Source organism: Streptococcus oralis (genome assembly GCF_001075675.1).
GTDB lineage: Bacteria > Bacillota > Bacilli > Lactobacillales > Streptococcaceae > Streptococcus > Streptococcus oralis_V.
On record NZ_JUNW01000053.1, the window covers coordinates 18,105 to 38,371 of the forward strand.

The 20,267-nt window shown below is 41.1% G+C and carries 18 protein-coding genes and 1 other annotated feature; of the genes, 3 read left to right on the forward strand and 15 right to left on the reverse strand.

Going from position 1 to position 20,267, the window contains the following annotated elements:
• Positions 1-10: 10 nt before the first annotated feature.
• Complete coding sequence (locus ADM50_RS07205; protein WP_049485076.1) at positions 11-946, reverse strand: dihydroorotate oxidase; 936 nt, start codon at positions 944-946, stop codon at positions 11-13.
• Between the two features lie 205 nt (positions 947-1,151).
• Between ADM50_RS07205 and gdhA the strand changes: the two genes are divergently transcribed.
• Complete coding sequence (gene gdhA / locus ADM50_RS07210) at positions 1,152-2,498, forward strand: NADP-specific glutamate dehydrogenase (protein ID WP_049485077.1); 1,347 nt, start codon at positions 1,152-1,154, stop codon at positions 2,496-2,498.
• A 31-nt stretch (positions 2,499-2,529) separates the two neighbouring features.
• A complete protein-coding gene (locus ADM50_RS07215; RefSeq protein WP_049485078.1) occupies positions 2,530-3,015 on the forward strand; it encodes a GNAT family N-acetyltransferase in 486 nt (161 codons plus the stop codon).
• Positions 3,016-3,175: 160 nt separating this feature from the next.
• On the opposite strand, the gene ADM50_RS07220 is transcribed toward ADM50_RS07215, so the two are convergent.
• From ADM50_RS07220 to mecA, 12 genes are all read right to left on the reverse strand, one after another.
• Positions 3,176-3,544 (reverse strand): EXLDI protein, encoded by a 369-nt coding sequence (locus tag ADM50_RS07220; protein WP_049485080.1) that lies wholly within the window; start codon positions 3,542-3,544, stop codon positions 3,176-3,178.
• A gap of 62 nt (positions 3,545-3,606) precedes the next feature.
• On the reverse strand, positions 3,607-4,509 hold the full coding sequence (locus ADM50_RS07225) for a DUF2268 domain-containing putative Zn-dependent protease (protein WP_049485081.1): 903 nt from the start codon (positions 4,507-4,509) through the stop codon (positions 3,607-3,609).
• Positions 4,510-4,920: 411 nt separating this feature from the next.
• Positions 4,921-5,289: a 50S ribosomal protein L7/L12 gene (gene rplL, locus ADM50_RS07230; RefSeq protein ID WP_001196964.1), complete on the reverse strand. Its 369-nt coding sequence runs from the start codon at positions 5,287-5,289 to the stop codon at positions 4,921-4,923.
• Between the two features lie 74 nt (positions 5,290-5,363).
• Positions 5,364-5,864 (reverse strand): 50S ribosomal protein L10, encoded by a 501-nt coding sequence (gene rplJ / locus ADM50_RS07235; protein WP_001287274.1) that lies wholly within the window; start codon positions 5,862-5,864, stop codon positions 5,364-5,366.
• Between the two features lie 38 nt (positions 5,865-5,902).
• Positions 5,903-6,038: a sequence feature (ribosomal protein L10 leader region), on the reverse strand.
• A gap of 61 nt (positions 6,039-6,099) precedes the next feature.
• Positions 6,100-7,359, reverse strand: coding sequence for a TRZ/ATZ family protein (locus tag ADM50_RS07240; protein ID WP_049485082.1), 1,260 nt, complete (start codon positions 7,357-7,359; stop codon positions 6,100-6,102).
• 105 nt (positions 7,360-7,464) lie between these two features.
• The gene (locus tag ADM50_RS07245; RefSeq protein WP_049485084.1) at positions 7,465-9,213 is read right to left on the reverse strand and encodes an ABC transporter ATP-binding protein; all 1,749 of its coding nucleotides are present in this window, start codon (positions 9,211-9,213) and stop codon (positions 7,465-7,467) included.
• A gap of 1 nt (position 9,214) precedes the next feature.
• Positions 9,215-10,939 (reverse strand): ABC transporter ATP-binding protein, encoded by a 1,725-nt coding sequence (locus tag ADM50_RS07250; protein WP_049485085.1) that lies wholly within the window; start codon positions 10,937-10,939, stop codon positions 9,215-9,217.
• A 59-nt stretch (positions 10,940-10,998) separates the two neighbouring features.
• Complete coding sequence (gene msrB / locus ADM50_RS07255) at positions 10,999-11,937, reverse strand: peptide-methionine (R)-S-oxide reductase MsrB (RefSeq protein WP_000818188.1); 939 nt, start codon at positions 11,935-11,937, stop codon at positions 10,999-11,001.
• Between the two features lie 16 nt (positions 11,938-11,953).
• Positions 11,954-12,112 (reverse strand): hypothetical protein, encoded by a 159-nt coding sequence (locus ADM50_RS09725; RefSeq protein WP_025170984.1) that lies wholly within the window; start codon positions 12,110-12,112, stop codon positions 11,954-11,956.
• 76 nt (positions 12,113-12,188) lie between these two features.
• Positions 12,189-13,058, reverse strand: a complete 870-nt coding sequence (gene thrB / locus ADM50_RS07265) for a homoserine kinase (protein ID WP_049485087.1) — start codon at positions 13,056-13,058, stop codon at positions 12,189-12,191.
• A 1-nt stretch (position 13,059) separates the two neighbouring features.
• Positions 13,060-14,346 (reverse strand): homoserine dehydrogenase, encoded by a 1,287-nt coding sequence (locus ADM50_RS07270; protein ID WP_049485088.1) that lies wholly within the window; start codon positions 14,344-14,346, stop codon positions 13,060-13,062.
• Positions 14,347-14,493: 147 nt separating this feature from the next.
• Positions 14,494-15,234, reverse strand: coding sequence for an adaptor protein MecA (gene mecA / locus ADM50_RS07275; RefSeq protein ID WP_049485091.1), 741 nt, complete (start codon positions 15,232-15,234; stop codon positions 14,494-14,496).
• A 122-nt stretch (positions 15,235-15,356) separates the two neighbouring features.
• Between mecA and ADM50_RS07280 the strand changes: the two genes are divergently transcribed.
• Positions 15,357-16,835: an oligosaccharide flippase family protein gene (locus ADM50_RS07280; RefSeq protein WP_049485093.1), complete on the forward strand. Its 1,479-nt coding sequence runs from the start codon at positions 15,357-15,359 to the stop codon at positions 16,833-16,835.
• A 46-nt stretch (positions 16,836-16,881) separates the two neighbouring features.
• Here the strand turns inward: ADM50_RS07280 and ADM50_RS07285 are convergent, their stop codons facing one another.
• Together ADM50_RS07285 and ADM50_RS07290 are read right to left on the reverse strand one after the other, a co-directional pair.
• On the reverse strand, positions 16,882-19,410 hold the full coding sequence (locus ADM50_RS07285; protein ID WP_049485095.1) for an MBL fold metallo-hydrolase: 2,529 nt from the start codon (positions 19,408-19,410) through the stop codon (positions 16,882-16,884).
• Positions 19,411-19,452: 42 nt separating this feature from the next.
• A complete protein-coding gene (locus tag ADM50_RS07290; RefSeq protein ID WP_000004176.1) occupies positions 19,453-20,265 on the reverse strand; it encodes a LicD family protein in 813 nt (270 codons plus the stop codon).
• Positions 20,266-20,267 lie beyond the last annotated feature (2 nt).

A 20,267-nucleotide genomic window follows, 5' to 3' on the forward strand; every position in this document is an offset into this window, starting at 1 on the left:
TCGATTTAATTTAGTCAATATAGCGCAATTTCCCACGGAAATCTTCTAGGCTCTCATAACCTTTTTCTTCCATGATTTCTTTTAGTTCATTGGTAATGCGTTCAAAAGCACCGACGCCTTCTTTGTGAAGGGTAGTCCCTACTTGCACCATACTCGCACCACAGAGGATGTGTTCAAAGACATCACGACCCGTTAGAACACCACCCGTTCCGATGATTTGGATTTGGGGATTTAAACGTTGGTAAAAGGCGTGCACATTCGCTAGAGCAGTCGGTTTTATATACTCTCCACCAATTCCACCAAAACCATTCTTAGGACGAATCACAACAGACTCGTCTTCTATATAAAGGCCGTTTCCGATAGAGTTAACACAGTTAACAAACTTGAGCGGGTATTTGTTGAAAATAGCAGCCGCTTGATCAAAGTGAACAATATCAAAATAAGGTGGCAATTTGATTCCAAGAGGTTTGGTAAAGTAGGCAAATACTTCTGCCAAGATACAATCTGTTGTCTCAAAATCATAAGCAATCTGAGGTTTTCCTGGAACATTTGGACAAGAGAGATTAAGCTCTGTCAGTCCTTTGAATTCACTCTCTTGAACTTTTTTCAAGATGGTATGTGTTTCTTCTGGAGACATGCCGACTAGGGAAAGGAAGAAAGTTCGGTTTGGCTCTTTTTCCTGCAAGTCCAAAAGATAGTTCAGATAGTAGTCTAAGCCATTATTTGGTAAGCCCATGGAGTTGATAGAACCAAGTGGAACATCCTGGTATCGTGGCTCAGGATTGCCCTGACGAAAGTCCAAGGTCGCAGTCTTCGTAACAAAAGTACCCGCCGCTGAGTTTTTGACCCCTTCTAGTTCCTCTATCGTCATACAAGCCACACCCGCTGCATTCATCAAGCAATTGTCAAACTCAAAGCCAGCTATTTGTGTTTTCGTTGATACCATGATTCTGATCCTCCAGATTCCTTTTATTTCTAATATTATACCATACTTTAAGATTTTCTCTTTGAGAAACTAATTTCTATAAAAAACGTTCGGTTTTGTAAATTGAAAGAATTTTTAGAAAATTTCTGTTTTTTTCTTTACACTCAAAAAAAATTCTGCTATAATGGCTCATGTAATAAAATATAACAACAAAAAGGAGAACGATATGACATCTGCTAAAGACTATATCCAAAGCGTGTTTGCAACTGTGAAAGCTCGTAACGGGCATGAGGCTGAATTTCTCCAGGCGGTTGAAGAATTCTTCAGCACTTTGGAACCTGTATTTGAAAAACATCCTGAGTATATCGAAGAAAACATCTTGGCACGTATCACTGAGCCTGAGCGCGTAATTTCTTTCCGTGTTCCTTGGGTTGACCGTGAAGGCAAAGTCCAAGTCAACCGTGGTTACCGTGTTCAATTCAACTCAGCTGTTGGACCATATAAAGGCGGACTTCGTTTCCACCCAACTGTAAACCAAGGGATCTTGAAATTCCTCGGCTTCGAACAAATCTTTAAAAACGTCTTAACTGGACTTCCAATCGGTGGAGGTAAGGGGGGATCAGACTTCGATCCTAAAGGAAAGACTGACGCTGAAGTGATGCGCTTCTGCCAAAGCTTTATGACAGAATTGCAAAAATACATCGGACCATCACTTGACGTACCTGCTGGTGATATCGGTGTTGGTGGACGTGAAATTGGTTACCTATACGGACAATACAAACGTCTTAACCAATTTGATGCGGGTGTCTTGACTGGTAAACCTCTTGGATTTGGTGGTAGCTTGATTCGTCCAGAAGCAACTGGTTATGGTTTGGTTTACTACACTGAAGAAATGCTCAAAGCTAATGGTAACAGTTTTGCTGGTAAGAAAGTGGTAATTTCAGGTTCTGGTAACGTAGCTCAATATGCTCTTCAAAAAGCAACTGAACTTGGTGCAACTGTTATCTCTGTATCTGACTCAAACGGTTATGTCATCGATGAAAATGGTATCGACTTCGACCTTCTTACAGATGTTAAAGAAAAACGCCGTGCTCGTTTGACTGAGTATGCAGCTGAGAAAGCAACTGCTACTTACCATGAAGGTTCTGTATGGACTTACGCTGGAAACTACGACATCGCTCTTCCATGTGCGACTCAAAACGAAATCAACGGCGACGCAGCTAAACGTTTGGTTGCTCAAGGAGTTATCTGCGTATCAGAAGGTGCTAACATGCCTAGTGACCTTGATGCGATTAAAGTCTACAAAGAAAACGGAATCCTTTACGGACCTGCCAAAGCTGCCAACGCTGGTGGTGTAGCTGTATCAGCGCTTGAAATGAGCCAAAACAGCCTTCGCCTTTCATGGACCCGTGAAGAAGTTGATGGACGCCTCAAAGGCATCATGACAAACATCTTCAATACAGCTAAAACAACTGCTGAAACATACGGACTTGGTACTGACTACCTTGCAGGAGCAAATATCGCTGCCTTCGAAAACGTAGCAAACGCTATGATTGCACAAGGTATTGTTTAATTAGTCGATACATCCTATTGGAGGACAAATGATGAACTTACGGCCAATGGAAGTAAGAGATAATCCAGCTGTAGCACAGCTCATTCGAGCTAGTCTTGAAGAATTCGGGCTTGACAAACCTGGAACTGTCTACTTTGATTCTCATCTAGATCATTTGGCCGACTACTATCAACAGCAAGAGAGAGCAGCTTACTTTATTCTGGAAGATGAAGGACAGCTGGTTGGCTGCGGTGGCTTTGCACCTGTGTCTGATAAGATTGCTGAATTACAAAAACTGTATGTCACTAAAAATAGCCGTGGCAAAGGTTATTCCAGCCGGTTGATAAAGCGGATATTCCAGGAAGTCCGCCTAGCAGGTTATGAACAGCTTTATCTAGAAACCTCTACTGAACTGAATACGGCTGTGGCAATCTATCAGCACTATGGTTTCACATCACTGCAAGAACCACTTTCTAACGCCGCCGGCCACCCAGCTATGAATATCTGGATGATAAAATCCCTCTCATCAGATGAATAGATGTCCATATACTCTGGTCGAGTCGAGGACATCAGTATCAAGCTCCTCAACACAGCTAAAACAACTTTTAAAAATGTAGCCAAGGCTATGATAGTTAAGGTATTGTTTAAGCACTATCAAACTAGAAGAAATCCGACTACTTTCATAAGCAGCCGGATTTTTATATATCTAATTTTTCAAAAAATTTGCCTGTTGACTGCTTTTCTTTTAGCTTCTCCAGCAGCTCATTTTCCAGAAAAGAACTTAGTTCGTCAAAATCTTGACAAACCTTAAAGACAATCTCTCTGTCCAACTGACCATAAACTAATTCGTAATAGTCCTTATTATGCTGCCAGTTCTGGTCATAGTTGACATCTGTCCGTTGATAGTAAACGATGTTTTGCTTCGGAGTCAGGTAAAGCTTCTGTGTTAGAATGCTTTTCTGATCTTTAGATAACTTGCTACGGCTGAAAATCTTAACACCTTGAAAAATCTTGCGCTCATGAATTCCTTGATCTGTCACCTTTAATTCAATTCTTTTATAGTGCATACTATCACCTCCTGAAATCACCTACATTATATCATTTTCTGGCAAATTTTCAAACAAAAGTGTCATTTCCAAAAGTCTTTCGTCGCCTCTAAAATCTCTTCTGTTGGTGTTACTGTGGCCTCAATAATGCTCTTGCCAGTCTTTTTCAGATAGGCTTGTATAAGATGATAGCCATAAGCATAGCCTGCAGCATAAGGCATACCAACCGGTATTTGACCTTGAATCTCAGCAATTTCATCACCGTAAAGATAAGGAGCCATTTCCGCCATACCTGTTAGCTGAAGCTGACTTGAGATGATGGGCTTAATCTCTTCTAACTGCTCTGGACTGGTTGAAGTAACCCAAGGCCCAATGAGATCCTTACCATAGAGCTCAGCCGCAAAAGACTCTGCCAATCCTTCACTGACTACCCAGTCTGCTAGTGTCGTCTGCTGGTTCCATTTGACAAATTGGAAGCGGACATTGTGATTGCACTCATGGGCTAACGCTGCCTGCACACGGGGTAAAGTATAGTCATTTGGTAGTAAACTAAGCATGAGGTAGCCTGGAATTCCTCCATCTCCGCTGTAACCTTTATTGAGCTGTAGCATAGGTTTTTCTGGATTGCCCAATAAAATAGTAAAATGGTAATCCTCAACCTCTAAATCATAACCAGCCTGTTCAAAAAGACCAATACTCCTCTTGATGGTATCTTGACAATCCTGCCAGAGTTGATCAGAGCTCAGAGCGTCGATAGCCGGTCTATCCTTTTCTGATAGAGTTCCGGGCAACTGATTCATAAAGCCAAGTAGGAATAGAGCATCAAATCCTCCAGGGTACTTTGCTTTCAAAGGGATGTGTTGCGTTTGGTATTTCATTGCAAAAGGTGCTAATATTTTAGCTCGAAAGAGACCTTCTCTCTTTTCTAAAGGAAGCTCAAGCATCTCCTGATAAACTTTATCTGAACGAATCATATTGATTTGCATAATAATCTCCTTTCTTATCTACTATTAGTATAATCCCTTACCTAGGGTCAGAGTCAAGAAGAAAATTGAAATATCTATTAAAATTTCATTGAAATTACCTCAAACCGTTCGAAAATTACCTTCAATAAAGTTCTTTAATACTGAGATTGTAATATCCGGAGTATCAATAAATTAAAAACTTACTTTTCTACTGTTCATAGGAATGATGATACCAGAAAAAAATAAATCCTGAAGGGTAAAAACTTGTATTATTTTTTATGGAAAGCCTATTATTCAAAACTTGTTTGTCTCCTAGATAAACTATATAATTAGTTTGCCCCATTTGTACCCCATGAAATATAAAAAGAAAAACCGCTACTCCTAAGAATAGCGGTTTTATCATGTTTTTAAGCTACAAAAGTAGTTGCTCTATTATTTAAGAGTAACTGAAGCTCCAGCTTCTTCCAATTTAGCTTTGATTTCTTCAGCTTCTGCAGTTGGAACGCCTTCTTTGATGACACCTGGTGCACCATCAACAAGTTCTTTAGCTTCTTTAAGTCCAAGACCAGTGATTTCACGTACAACTTTGATAACGCCAACTTTTTTGTCACCGGCAGCTGTCAACTCAACGTCAAATGAGTCTTTAGCAGCACCAGCGTCAGCAGCACCAGCTGCAGCAACAGCTACAGGAGCAGCTGCAGTTACACCAAATTCTTCTTCGATAGCTTTTACAAGGTCGTTCAATTCAAGGATTGAAGCTTCTTTAATTTCAGCAATAATGTTTTCAATGTTCAATGCCATTGTTATTTCCTCCAAATAAGTTTTTAATTTTATAATAGTTTTTTCGTAGCTAAGCTACGCTGCGTAGCTTAAGATTAAGCTGCGTCTTCTTTGTTGTCTGCAACCGCTTTGACTGCAAGAGCAACGTTGCGCACTGGCGCTTGAAGTACAGAAAGGAGCATAGAAAGAAGCCCTTCGCGGTTTGGAAGAGTTGCAAGAGCAACGATTTCTTCTTTAGATGCGACAGCGCCTTCGATTGCACCACCTTTGATTTCAAGTGCTTCAGCGTTTTTAGCAAAATCGTTCAAGATTTTCGCTGGTGCGATAACATCTTCGTTAGAAAATGCTACTGCAGATGGTCCAACAAAAACAGATGCAAGATCTTCAAGACCAGCTTTTTCAGCTGCACGACGTAAGATTGAGTTTTTAATTACTTTATACTCAACTTCGCTTCCACGAAGCTCACGACGAAGAACTGTATCTTGTTCAACTGTCAAACCACGAGCGTCTACAACGACGATTGATGCAGCAGCTTTCATTTTCTCAGCTACTACGTCAACTAGTTCCGCTTTCTTAGCAATAATTGCTTCACTCATTAGTGTGTTCACCTCCGTAATTATTTTGCTTGGGGAATTTTTCCAAAAGAAAAACGCGCCCAAACCTAGACACGAAAGTACAATACGCTTCTTTTTACATGATACGTTTTGTCCTCGGTAGGATCTTTATGAGTCGAGCTCCCCTACTGTCTTAGGCAGTTTTTTCAAACCGTATATAAGTATAGCATAGACAAAAAAAGAATGCAAGATTTTTGCAAACTTTTTTTAAATTTTTTTAAATCCCTACTGTCAAAACTTTGCCTTGCTTAACCACCTGTTCTCCAGCGATATAAACATCATCAACATCACTGGATTTGACAGCATAAACCAGATGCGAGAGCATATTTTCCTGAGGTTGGAGATGGATTTTCCCTTGTGGTTGGATGACCAAAAAATCTGCTTGCTTGCCAACTTCCAGACTTCCTATCTGTTCTTGCATACCGAGAACCTTAGCGCCTTCGATCGTCAGTGCCTTAAGGGCTGTCTCGATAGGAAATTGGCTGGCATCTCCACTCTTCATTTTCTGAAGAAGAGCTGCGGTCCGTCCTTCCTCAAACATATCTAGATTATTATTGGAAGCAACCGAGTCAGTCGCAATTCCGACTACTACTCCTGCTTTTTGCAGTTGGATGATTGGAGCGATCCCTGAGGCCAGTTTGAGGTTACTAATAGGATTATGGGCGATAGCCACATGAGAAGTTGCCAAGCGTTCAATTTCTCTCTCGTTTAATTCGACCCCGTGAGCAAAGACAGACGGATGATCTAAGTAACCTAGTTCTTCTAGAAATGCGAGGGGGCGTTTGCCGTATCGTTTGAGGATAATTCCTGATTCCTCCTTGGTCTCCGCCACATGAATATGGATAGGAATGTCCAGCTCTTTTGCCATATCTAAGCTCGCTTCCAGCAAGTCTCTACTACAGCTATATGGAGAGTGAGGGGCTACCATGACCATGAAATTTGGATTTTCATATCCTAAAATTTCCTCTATGATGGCACGTGTTCTGCTTATGGTCTCAGCAGTTGTTTCTGTCTCTGAAGAAAAGAGGGTCGGTGAGAAATAACAACGCATCTTAGATGCCTTGACTGCCTGATAAATTTGCTCAATATCCACACCATTGGGATTATACATATCGTTGAAGGTTGTTGTCCCTGACTGGAGCATCTCTGTCAGAGCTTCTTTGACTGCCTTGGTAGTCATATCGGGAGTAAATCCTGCTTCTGCTGGCCAGATATAGTCATTGAGCCATTCGTGGAGATTGCTGTCATCCTGAATTCCTCGCAAGCCTGTCATAGCAGAATGGGTATGGCAATTGACCAATCCAGGCATAATCCAGGCTCCCTGATAGTCTATAATCTGCTCAGCTTGCTCTAAAATCTCTGACTTCTCTTGGCCGACATAGACGATTTGAGAGTCCTTAACGGCTAAGATACCATCCAAATAAACATGGAAATCTTGGTCACAAGTCACGGTATTTACATGCTGATAGACTTTCATTGTTTTCTCCTTCTAAGACCCTGATTTTTTCTAGCTATTGTAACAAAAAAGTCACCCGAAGGCAACTTTTAGTGTCATTAAGACTTTAAAATGGATAGGAATGGCTTATTCAGAGCTAAAAGCTGAAGCTTTTTGCATCTGGTAATATTTGCCCTTTCTAGCCATGAGGTCATGATGGTTACCTTGCTCAATAATATCACCATCTACCAAGACAAGAATCAAATCAGCATCTTGAATGGTTGACAAGCGGTGAGCAATGATAAAGCTTGTGCGCCCCTTCATGAGTTTGGCAAAGGCATCCTGAACTAGCACTTCTGTCCGTGTATCAATGGAAGAAGTCGCCTCGTCTAAGATAAGAATCTTAGGGATAGCTAGAAAGACTCGGGCGATGGTCAAGAGCTGGGCTTGGCCGATAGAGAGAGATTCTCCTGCATTTTCCAACTTAGTATCGTATCCCTGCGGCAACTGCTGGATAAAGAAATCTGCATTAGCTGCTTTTGCCGCAGCAATCACCTGCTCTCGACTGGCTTCAGGATTGCCAAAGGCAATATTGTCATGAATGGTCCCTTGCTTGAGCCAGGTTTCTTGGAGCACCATGCCAAACTGCTGGCGCAGAGAAGCACGACCATAGTCATAAATGGAACGACCATCTAGCAAGATATCTCCCGAGTTAATAGGATAAAAACGCATGAGGAGATTGATGAGGGTTGATTTGCCAGCACCCGTAGGACCAACAATAGCAACCTTGCTACCAGCTGGAATGTCAATGGATAAATCCTTAATCAAAACCTTCTCAAGATGATAGCCAAAAGAGACATGTTTAAAGGAAATAGCTCCCTTGACTTGGTCACTGGTCAAGATTTCCTTACCTATTTCAGCAACCTCAGGACTTTCTAAGACAGCATAGACGCGCTCTGCGCAAGCGAGAGCACTTTGCAACTCGGCTAAAACAGAAGAAATATCATTAAAGGGCTTGGTGTACTGTTGGACATAGTTTAAAAAAGTCACTAAACGCCCAATGGTCAAGGTTGAACCCATCATAATACGATAGGCTCCCACTCCAGCTAAAAGCGCATAAATGAGTGCATTGACAAAGCGAGTCGAAGGATTGACCGTTGAAGAATAAAAGATAGCTGACTGAGAATAGCCTGCATAGTTGGCATTCGCCTCATGCAATCTTTGGATAAACTCTCCTTGAGCATTGAAGGACTGGATAATAGTTTGCTGGCTAAGAGACTCTTCAATCAACTGAGTCTGGATCCCCCTGGTCTCTGTTTGCTTCTGGAAGAGATGATAGGAGCGTTTGGCAATAAAGCGTGAAATCACCATGGACAGGGGCGTCAACAGCAAGACCAAGAGGGTCATGAGGAGATGAATTTGGAGCATGGCTAGAATACTAACCAAAATCATCAAAACACCAATGAAAAATTGATTGAAAATCATGGTCAAGCCGGCTGCCAGCTGTTCTATGTCTGTGGTCACACGACTAACCATCTCTCCACTGCCCTGCCGATCCACAAAAGCAATCGGTAAACGATGGAGCTTATGAATGATTCGCTCTCGCAAGTCTTTGGTATAAGAGAAGATTAGACGATTATAAAGAAGAGGATTGGCCCATTGTACCAGTGTATTTCCTATGACCACCAAGATCATCTGGATGAAAATCTGCCAAAAAACTGGTGAAGAATCAGCTACTAGGACCTGGTCAATGACCTGCCCAATCAAGATAGGTAGGTAGATCGATAAAGCAACTTGGGCAATAGTTCCTAGAAAAGCTAGGAAAAGGAGGAAAGGATGGCTTAATAAATCCTTAGCCAAACGCTTGAGCGTTTGGTTTGCAGTTTGTAGTTTCATGCTAGTCCTCCTTTCCGTGTTGGGATGCATTGATTTCGCGATAGACTTGGCTGGATTTCATCAAGTCATCGTGCTTGCCAACAGCTAGGAGCTCACCTTTTTCCAAGAGGAGAATCTGGTCTGCCATCTGTAAAGTTGAGGTTCGTTGAGAAATCAAGATTAAGCTTGTATTTGGCAAATTTTCTCGGATAGCTTTCAAGAGCTTGGACTCAGTGATGGTGTCCAGGGCCGAGGTCGCATCATCTAGGATGAGAAATGGAACTTGGCGCAAGACTGCACGTGCGATAGACAGCCTTTGTTTTTGTCCGCCTGAGAAATTTCTCCCTCCTGCCTCAACTAGGGCGTTCAAGAGCCCTTCCTTTTCACTGACAAAATCCTTAGCTTGCGCAATCTCCAAGGCCTGCCATAGTTCCTGGTCAAATACTTCTCGATTGAAACCTAGAGTCAAGTTGGAACGAATAGTTCCTTTAAATAGTTCGACCTTTTGGGGAACATAGGCAATCCAAGACCGCCACTGCTCAAGATTAAGAGGACTACGTCCATTTCGATAAAGGTCAATGCTACCCTTGTCTGCTGTATAAAGACCAAGTAAGACTTGCACCAAGCTTGATTTACCTGAACCAGTTCCCCCGATGATACCAAGGATTTGCCCTTGTTTCATATCAAAGGAAATGTCTCTCAGAGAAGCTTGAGACGCATCAGGATAGGTAAAGGTTAATTCTTTGACTTGCAAAACCCGATCACCTGTAGCTTGCTTTTCTTCTAATTCTGAAAAAATATCTTCTGGAGCTTCAGTAAAAACTTCCTCAATTCGCTTGGCTGAGATATAGGATTGGTTGAGTGAATTGATCAGCATGGCGAGCTTAACCAATTCTACCAAAATCTGCAAGAGGTAGTTGATAAGAGCAATCAGGGTACCTTGACTGAGTAAACCTCCTTGAATTGAAATATAGCCCTGCCAGATGATGACGAGAAGAGTTCCATTAACAATCAGATAGGTCAGAGGTGTTAACAAACTAGACCAGAAACCCGTCTTTTCTTGTAATCTAGCATAAACTTGGTTAAGAGTTTGAAAAATCTGTAACTCTCGTTTTTCCTGACCAAAAGCACGAATAACTCGCATGCCTTGTAATTGCTGACGCGTTTCCTGAACCAGCTGATCCGTTTTCTTTCTGAGACTGCTGTAGAGAGGATTGACCAGTCGAGAGAGACCGACAATGACAATCGTCAAAATGACAACCATAACTAAGAACCAGAAAGTCAGCTCAGCCGAGATGCGATAGGCCATAAAAATGGCTCCAAAAACGATAATAGGCGCTCTCAAAAAGAGGCGCAGGAATTGATTGATACCAGTCTGAATCTGGTAAGTATCCGAAGTCAAGCGAGTCACCAAGCTAGAAGTTGTCAGACGATCTCTGCTATCCTTGGGTAGGGAAAGAATATGACGATAAAGGTCGTCTGTCAGTTCTTTGGCAAACCCAACCGCTGCCTTGGCTGAGTAAAACTGAGCTACCAAGGCCACTAAAACGCCAATCACTGCAAAGATAAGGAGCAGGCCAATCTGCATCCAGAGATGGCCTTGATCTCTCTGAGGCAAGGACTGGTCAACAATCCCAGCAATCACCATGGGAACCAAGAGCTCAAAAACAGCTTCTAGTAGCTTGAACAAGGGTGCTATAATCGACTCATTGATGTAGGGTTTGAAGTAAGATAGTAAGTGTTTCATAAATCCCTTCTATTCTTATTCTGGAAATGAAGAAAGTGGGAAGCCCCACCCTCTCAGTTTTATTTGTTTAAGTAAGGTAATAGATAGCCATATCCTGCTTTTTCCATCTCATCCTTGGCTACAAAGCGCAAGGAGGCAGAATTAATACAGTAACGCAGGCCACCTAACTCCTGAGGTCCATCTGTAAAGACATGACCCAAGTGAGCATTTCCTGACCGAGAACGAACCTCGATTCGCTCCATTCCATGGCTCAAATCCTTGTAATAGTGAATTAATTCCTTAGAAATCGGACGACTAAAACTTGGCCAACCACAACCTGAGGCAAACTTATCCTTAGCAAAAAAGAGTGGCTCCCCTGTCGTGATGTCTACATAAATCCCCTCTTCAAAAGTTTGGTCATAAGCATTACTAAATGGAGCCTCTGTAGCAGCTTCTTGCGTAACACGATAAGACTCTTCAGTTAAGCTTTCCTTTAACACCTCTTGACTAGGCTTTTCATAGTTTGAGGCGTCAATCAATGGCTTCTCAGCATCGGTCACATCGATATGACAATAACCTGAAGGATTTTTCTTGAGATAGTCTTGATGGTAGTCTTCTGCTAATATGTAGTGGCGAAGTTTCTCCACCTCTACTGCAATCTTTCGACCCAGCATGCGCTCCTGCTCCTGCACCACTGTGTAGATAGCTGGCAAGTCTGCTTCATCCTGATAATAGATTCCCGTTCGATATTGGCGACCACAGTCATTCCCCTGCTGGTTAATAGACACTGGATCAATAACACGGAAATAATAAAGCAAAATCTCTCTGAGTGACACAGCTTTCTCATCATAAATTACTTGAACCGTTTCTGCATGGTCTGTTTCCTTGAGCAGCTGGTAATTGGTCGTTTCGACTTGCCCATTAGCGTAGCCGACACTGGTAGCTAGCACTCCCGAAATTCGGGAAAAATACTCCTCTAGGCCCCAAAAACAACCACCTGCTAGATAAATTTCTGCCATCTTTATTTCTCCTTTATCAAGTTTTTAACCAATACTCTTCGAAAATCTCTTCAAACCACGTCAGCGTCATCTTACCGTAGGTATGGTTAGTGACTTCGTCAGTTTCATCTACAACCTCAAAACCATGTTTTGAGCAACCTGCGGCTAGCTTCCTAGTTTGCTCTTTGATTTTCATTGAGTATAAACTTCTTTTCAAAAAAAGGATAGGAAGTCCTCTGGTCAAGAGTTTCCCCATCCTATCTTCTATTTCTTTACTTTGTTTTGACACGGACACCTTGGGTGTCAACTTTCAAATCATGAAGTTTGCCTTTGAAAGACTGCTTTTGCAATTCTGCCTTAATCGCCGGCATCTTGTCGTGAGAAGCCAAGACCATCACTGTCGGTCCAGCACCGGAGAGGTAGGTTGCATAGGCACCATTCTCTTTGGCTACTTGCTTAATCGTCGCAAATTCTCTCACTAGGTCCTGACGATAGCGTTCATGGAAGAGGTCCCCCTCGATTGCTTGCCCAGCTGTCACCATGTCTCCTGCCAACAAGGCTGCAACGGCCACATTGGCGATAGAACTGGCCGCAACAGCTTCCTTGTAGGACAATTTCTTAGGAAGGACACCACGGCTGTCTCGAGTGCGCAATTCATAGTTGGGAATATAAGCTAAAAAATCACACTCGGGGAAGTCAGCCACGATTGCTGAAACGTGACCTTCAACGGAACTCGCAACAACAAAATTTCCATAGATAGCTGGTGCCACATTGTCAGGATGCCCTTCAATCTTGGTCGCCAGTTGCAATTTATCGTGGTTAGATAAGTTGAGCTTGCCCAGCTGGTTGGCCAGTTCAATCCCAGCAACTATAACAGAGCTAGAAGAACCCAAACCACGCGCCAAGGGAACATCGCTGGTCATTTTCAAGCGTCTTGGTTGCAAGTCAGGCGCAATTTGCAAGGCAATCTTGAGCAAGAGATTACGCTCGTCATGGGGAATCCATTTGCCAATCTGGTGTTCAATCAACCACTCATCCCGTTCTTCACAAACCTCAATTTGAAGATACTTGGTTACAGCTACACCAACCGAATCAAAACCTGGCCCAATATTGGCACTGGTTGCAGGTACAATAATCTTCATCCTATTCTCCTAACACCTTGAAGGTATTCAAGAGGTCAAATTCTGAAGCTTTGGCCAACTCAGCTGAAACATTCTCAAGTTGTGCTTTATTAATCTTATGAGTGATAATCACTACACGCGCCTTGTCACCCTCTTTGCCATCTTGGAGGATTTGCTTGAAGGAAATATCTTGAGCGTTGAAAATCTCAGCCAATTTCAAGACCTGACCTTTTGAGTCTGGAGCCAAGATTGAGAAGTAGTAATTAGCTTTGACATCTTCTGGATTAGCCAAGACCAAGTCACGGCTATATTCGTTGAAGTCTTTACCAATGGTACCATCATTCAAGCGACGAACGATACGGACAATGTCCGCTACAACACTTGTTGCAGTTGGTTTTTGACCCGCACCTGGTCCGTAATACATAGACTCACCGATACCGATAGATTCTACAAAAACAGCGTTCATTACCCCATTCACACTGGCAAGTGGGTGTGCTTTAGGTAGGAAGGTTGGAGTCACTTCTGCAGCAATACCTGAAGGAGTTTCCTCGATAGAACCAACCAATTTCACTACATAGCCCAAGTCTTGGGCTACAGCTACGTCTTCTGGTGTGATGTTACGGATTCCCTTGTGGGCTACATCGTCAAAAGCAACCTTCATCCCAAAAGCAAACTGGCTCAAAATCACCATCTTGTAGGCTGCATCAATCCCATCCACGTCATTTGTAGGGTCGCTTTCTGCAAAACCAAGTCTTTGCGCTTCAGCCAGAGCATCATCATAAGACCAGCCTTCTTCGACCATCTTGGTCATCATGAAGTTGGAAGTTCCGTTAACGACACCAAGAACGCGCGTGATTTTATCAGAAGCCAATGAATTTGCTAGAGTGCGAAGAATTGGAATCCCACCAGCTACTGCTGCTTCATAGTAGAGTGCCACATTGTGCTCTTTAGCGATTTCTAACAATTCTGCACCATGAACAGCCAAAAGGTCCTTGTTAGCAGTAACAACGTGTTTCCCAGCTTCTAAGGCACGAGTGATAAAGGTCTTAGCCGGTTCGATACGCCCCATCAATTCCACTACGATAGTAATGTCCTTGTCTGATAAAATATCGTCTACATTGGTTACAAAGTTAAAGTCATTTCCTGCTGCAAGCAAGCGGTTCTTTTCATCTTCATCCTTGACCAATACCTTGGCTACTTCAATCTCTGAATGAGCTGACTGAACGATTTTTTCTACATTTTCCTTTAGGAGGAAAGGCACGCCACTTGCAACGGTACCAAATCCAAATAAAGCAATTTTAACTGTCATGTTTGTCTCCTAGAAATTTTCTGATATAGCCATTATAACAGAATTTTATGAAAATTCCTATTATAGTAAATCACTATTTCAGTCTAGAAAAGAAAAAACGAATCCCATGATTCGTCTTTCTTGATAAATGAAAATTGATTTTAAAAATTATGAACGAATCTTTTGCAGATTAAGAACTGCATCGTGATTGATCAAGATTTGCCCATACTCTTGCAAGACTGAACGACTGATGTCACTGTCGTCTGCAAACTCACGCATACGAGCCAAGAGCCAAGCCGGATATGGACTTGGATGATTTTCCACATCGACTAAGATTGTCAAATAGTAGTGCCCATTCATCTTATAGAGTTCAGAGGTTTCCATCTGGTAGTTAACCGTCTTTGCAAAAGCAACTAAGTCACCAAGGCTTGAAAAGCGCAGGATATAGTAGATATAAGGTTCTTTCTTACTCTCAGTCTCCTTATCTGCCTGCTCTTGCTCTTCTTCCTTTGCTTCGACCTGCTCTAGAGATTGGATGGCCTCAATATCGTCCTTGGTTTTATCTGCAATGCTCTTTTCCAAGGTTTTGAGAAATTCATCCGGCGACATTTGAGCTAATTCTTCCATGTCTGGTAGATCCGCCAAATCTTCAAAATCCAAATTTTGGTCAATCTTAGACTTGGTCACAAAGACGTCGACTTTATCAGGTTTTGGCGTCACGCGGAAACTCAGCATGCCACTATCCAAGAAATTGTCTGGCATCTCTAACTCATCTAAAATAGCATAGAAAAACTCTTCGGTTTTTTCCTGAGGGACGAGAAAGTCTGCGATTTCCATTCCCCGATCCATCAAATCATCTAAAGTCATCGTGATTTTCAGTGTTGTATCACTAATTTGTTTCATCTTCATATCTAGTAACCTCATACTTTCAGTCTATCTATTATACTAGATTTTTACGATTTTATCAAAAGAATGAAGCGAGAATGTGATATAATACTAGATATGATTTTAGATTTAAGAAAGAAAGTTCAATGAAAAATATAAAAGTTAATGCCTTGGCCAGCTTGCTGGTCAATATTCTCAATATCGTTTTTCCACTGATAACCAACCCTTATCTGACGCGGATTCTCAGCAAATCCAACTACGGTTATTTCAATACGGCCAATACCTGGGCAAGTTTCGTTATTCCACTAGCTGCCTTTGGAATATACAACTACGGGATTCGAGCTATCAGTAAGGTCAAGGATGACAAGAATAAAATCAACTACGTCTTTTCTAAGTTGTTTTATATCTCGGTTTTCACTTCTCTCCTGACGACAGGTATCTACTTCCTCATTATCTTATTTGACACCAGCATTGAGAATCTGAAAGTCCTCTACTACATCCTAGGGGCCCAAGCACTCTTCCAATTTCTCAATATCGAATGGATGAACGAGGCTTATGAAAATTATGCCTTCATCCTCTATAAAACGTTAATTATTCGAATTACCATGCTGGTCGCTATCTTCGCCTTCGTTAAAACGGCAGATGATATCGTTCCTTATGCTATCGTTATGACAGCGACCACTATCCTCAACTACCTGCTCAGTTTTCTTTGGATTAAGAGAGAAGTTTCTTTTGTTAAGATTGGTTTCGTCGAATTAGCTAAAGCTTCTAAACCACTCTTTACTATGCTTCTCTTAGCAAACGCTAATATGCTCTATACCTTGCTAGATAGAATGTTTATCACCAAGGGACCGGATGAGAACTATATTTCCTACTATACAATTGCCTATAGTATCGTCATGTTGATTGCCAGTGTCTTGAGTGGAGCTATCAACGTCAGTATTCCGCGTCTTGGCTACTATCTTGGTAAAAAGGATTACAAGTCCTATAATTATCTCGTGAATCAAGCGGCATCCTTATTCTATTTCCTTATGGTTCCAACTAGTATCGGGATTATGATATTGGGACGGTACGCAACTGTTATTTATTCTTCTGAAAAATATCTTGAAGCGGGTATCGTAACTAGCGTCTTCGCTTTTCGTACCATCATATGGGCTATTGAGTTGATTCTTGGTAAACAGATTATCTTTATCAACGATCATGAAAATCGCTTAACTGCCTTCTACTTCCTTGGTGGTGGAGCTAATATCCTATTAAATAGCATCTTGTATTTCAATAATATTTTTGCACCTGAGTATTACATCGCTACGACCATTATCGCAGAAACTATCGTTGTTTTACTTGAAATTCATTTTATCAAGAAACACCAACTGATTAGTTTAAAAGAAATTTTTATAACCTTAACACGTTATAGCATTATATCCCTTGGTTTTATTCCAATCTTCTATATTTTCAAGATGATTTTCCAAATCAATTCCTACACAGTAAACTTCAATATGATTCTCATGGTTCTTTCTACCGTAGCAACTTGTGGTATCTATTACCTCTTGACCCTCTTTATCACCAAAGACAAAACACTTCACTATGCACTGAACCTTGTACTTGCTAAATTAAAACGAAATTAAAAAAATCCCCTACTGAAAAATTAGTTGCCAGTAGGGGATTTCTTCTTTATTCGCTTTCTTTCTTATCAGAAGCGTTGGCTTCTAGATTTGAATCTTGTTTAGGTTGTTCAACAATAGAGGAATTAGCTTCTTGTTTCTGTTCTGGCTTGACTGCATCACTATTTACAGCAGCAACAGCCTGTTTCCAGATACCTTCTTCGTTTACTTTGTAACCATCAGGTGTTGTTGCGTTCTTCAACAAAGAACCATTAGCTTGGAAATAGTACCAATTACCATCAAGCTGTTTCCAACCTGTTTGCATAGCTCCTGATTCATCAAAGTAATAATGATCACCATTGACTTTATGAAGGCCAACCAACATGATGCCATCTTCAGGATTTAGATAATACCAGACACCCTTGTCTTTTATCCAACCAGTTTTCATGGCTCCATTTGATTCAAAGTAACGGTAATGATTATCAAACCATTTCCAGCCAGTTTGCATGGCTCCAGATTTGCTAAAGTAATATTGCTTACCATCTACTTGATGGAGGCCGACTAACATATCGCCTTCCTTACCTTCAAGATAATACCATGCATCACCATCTTTCAACCAACCAGTTTGGAGTGCGCCAGACGTAGCGTAGTAATGCCAAGAATCATTTGACCACTGCCATCCAACTTGCATAGTCCCTGCAGAGCTGAAGAAATAGTTCTTACCATCAACCTCTTTAGATCCTACAGCCATGATACCAGTTTCTGGATTCAAATAATACCATGATTCTTTATCTTTCAACCAACCAGTTTTCATAGCACCTGAGTTCGTATAGAAGTACCAGCTATTGTCTTGCCACTTCCAGCCAGTCTGCATGGCACCACTAGCATTCAAATAGTAACGAACACCATTTATATCTTGTCTACCAGTTAACATGATGCCATCTTTATCCAGATAATACCATGTTTCCTGATCCTTGACCCAACCAGTTTTCATAGCTCCAGAACTTGCAAAATAGTTCCAGTAACCATCAACAAAGGCCCAGCCAGTTTGCATGATACCTTCTTGATTAAAGTAGTATGTGCTTCCATTGATATTCTTTTTACCAACAGTCTTTAGCCCATCCTCATCATAGAAATACCAATTTGAATCAATCTTTTGCCAAGTTGAAGGCTTACCTGCTGTTTGGAGTGCTCCACTTTCGCTAAAGAACATCTTCTTGCCATTATAGACTTGGTGTCCTGTTAGCATCTTGCCATCTGCCGCAAAGAGATACTTTTTCCCTCCAATTTCAGAGAGCTCGCTAAATCGTCTAGCACCATTTGATTGGATATAATACCAAGAGTCATCTAGTTTGAACCAACCACCAGTTTGCATTTTACCATTTTGGTTCAGATAGTAATCATTCCCTTTGGCATTTTCTCCCCAGTCGTCGTTAAGGTGAAGCCAGCGACCTGCTTGCATTTGTCCTTTTCCATTAAAGAAGTAAGTGGCTCCGCCAATCTCTCTCCAGCCGATAGCCATTTCTCCATCAGTCAAACGATATTTCCAATAGCCATCTTCTTGATACCATTTTTCGTCAACTACAGGGATATCAGGGAAGGTATTTGAAACATTTGCAAATCCTTTATCGCTAATATCAAAAACAGTAGCGTCTTGAGTTTGGCTAGCAGCATGAAGAACCTGAATGTTTTTCTTCTGAAGGTATTCTCTGGTTGAAGCAACATTAATATCTCCACCAGTTGTCTGAATAATCATTTTTGGTGATAAGTTTTCAAGGAAATTAATCGTATTTGAAATTGTCGCATCATAATGGTGGTTCCATTTCATCATATCAACCTTGCCGATAACTGGACCTAACTTATCTTCTGCTCCCTCGGCATTATCCAAATCTCCACCAAGATAGATTCTCTTTCCTGCCACAGTCACTACTGAAACGATGGAGTTGGAGTTATCATCTCGAACTTTTTTCAGATTCCCGTCAGCATCATATTCATTCTTATAGTTGTAGAGTTGGATATCCATATCACCTAATTTTAGGTGGCTATCCTCATCTGAAATATTCTGGATAAGAGTAACTCCTCTTTTTTGAGCTGCTCTCAAAGCATTATCATAATTGAAAAGATTATCCCATAGTCCCCAGTTTGCTGTAATCCGATCATCTGAATATTTTTTCAAATAAAACTTACCGACTTGATATCGATTGAGTATTTCGTCTGCTCCACCAATATGGTCACTATGAACATGAGTTCCTATAATAAAATCTAATTTTTTTACACCTATTTGATCCAAGTGGCGAATCAATCGATCCTCCAATACTTGATAATTTCTCATGGAAATTCCCCAGCGGCTTGGATAGCGTGGATCACTCCCATCAGGAAAATCATAGTCTTCACCCATATCAATCAAAGCATAGTGACCATTGCTTTCCAGAAGGATGGCATCACTCCCAGATTTTGCTTTTGTATTTATGAAATGGATACGATTGCCCGAACCTGCAGAGATGGTATCTGCATCTACTCCTTGCGATAACTGAATCAGTAATAGAAAGAATGCGAGAATACTGTATCTGACTGATTTTAATAACCATTTATTTTTCACCTTGAAAACTCCTTTATCTTAACAATAAGCAACTTTTTTAATCTAATCAATCCAATAATTTTTATCCCCTCCTGGGACTTGTTGCTCAATAGGAGGTGGAGTCATATAGTTTTCTCCAAATTCGTAGACAAGTATTTCATGGTATTTTCTCGGAACCTTGACCACAATGTCTTCATAGGGCATATCAATCAAATCATAGAGCCATTCTTTTTTTATACCATTTGGATAATAAGGGTCATAGATAGTACAAGTAAGATCTGTTGCTTGATCTACACTATACTTTAAAGCAAGGCTCTCTAATTTTTGATTCCATAGCTGTGGGGAAGTTAAGCGGAAAATCGCTGATCCCATATAACGAGGGAGGTTCTTAAGTCCACCATTCTCAGACTTGATCCCTTTAAAATTCAATGAAGAAAGGCGAATGAAATATTTGTAGAGCTTCATTTTCTTACGGTCACTTTCCTGTGTTACGACACCATCATATGGAAAAATGTCAACACAAGTTCCCAATACGACCGTTGGGTCTACGAGGTTAGCATCTCGACGAGTCCTTACATCATAGACTCTCATATAACTGTATGGATATCCCTTTGTTTCTCTGAATGAAATCAATTTGTAGTAGGGATGATTTTCATTTTGTAAAACCTTGTAAAGTTTTTCAAATTCATCACGCGCTAAGGAAATATCTGTATCATCATCCCAAGGGATAAATCCTTTATGGCGTACAGCTCCTAGTAAGGTTCCAAAATCAATAAAGTATTTGATTTGATGTTGTTCACAAAGATCATGTAGATACTTTAAAATATCCAATTCTACTTGCTTGATTTCTTCAAGAGTTAAAGTTCTTTCAGACATAG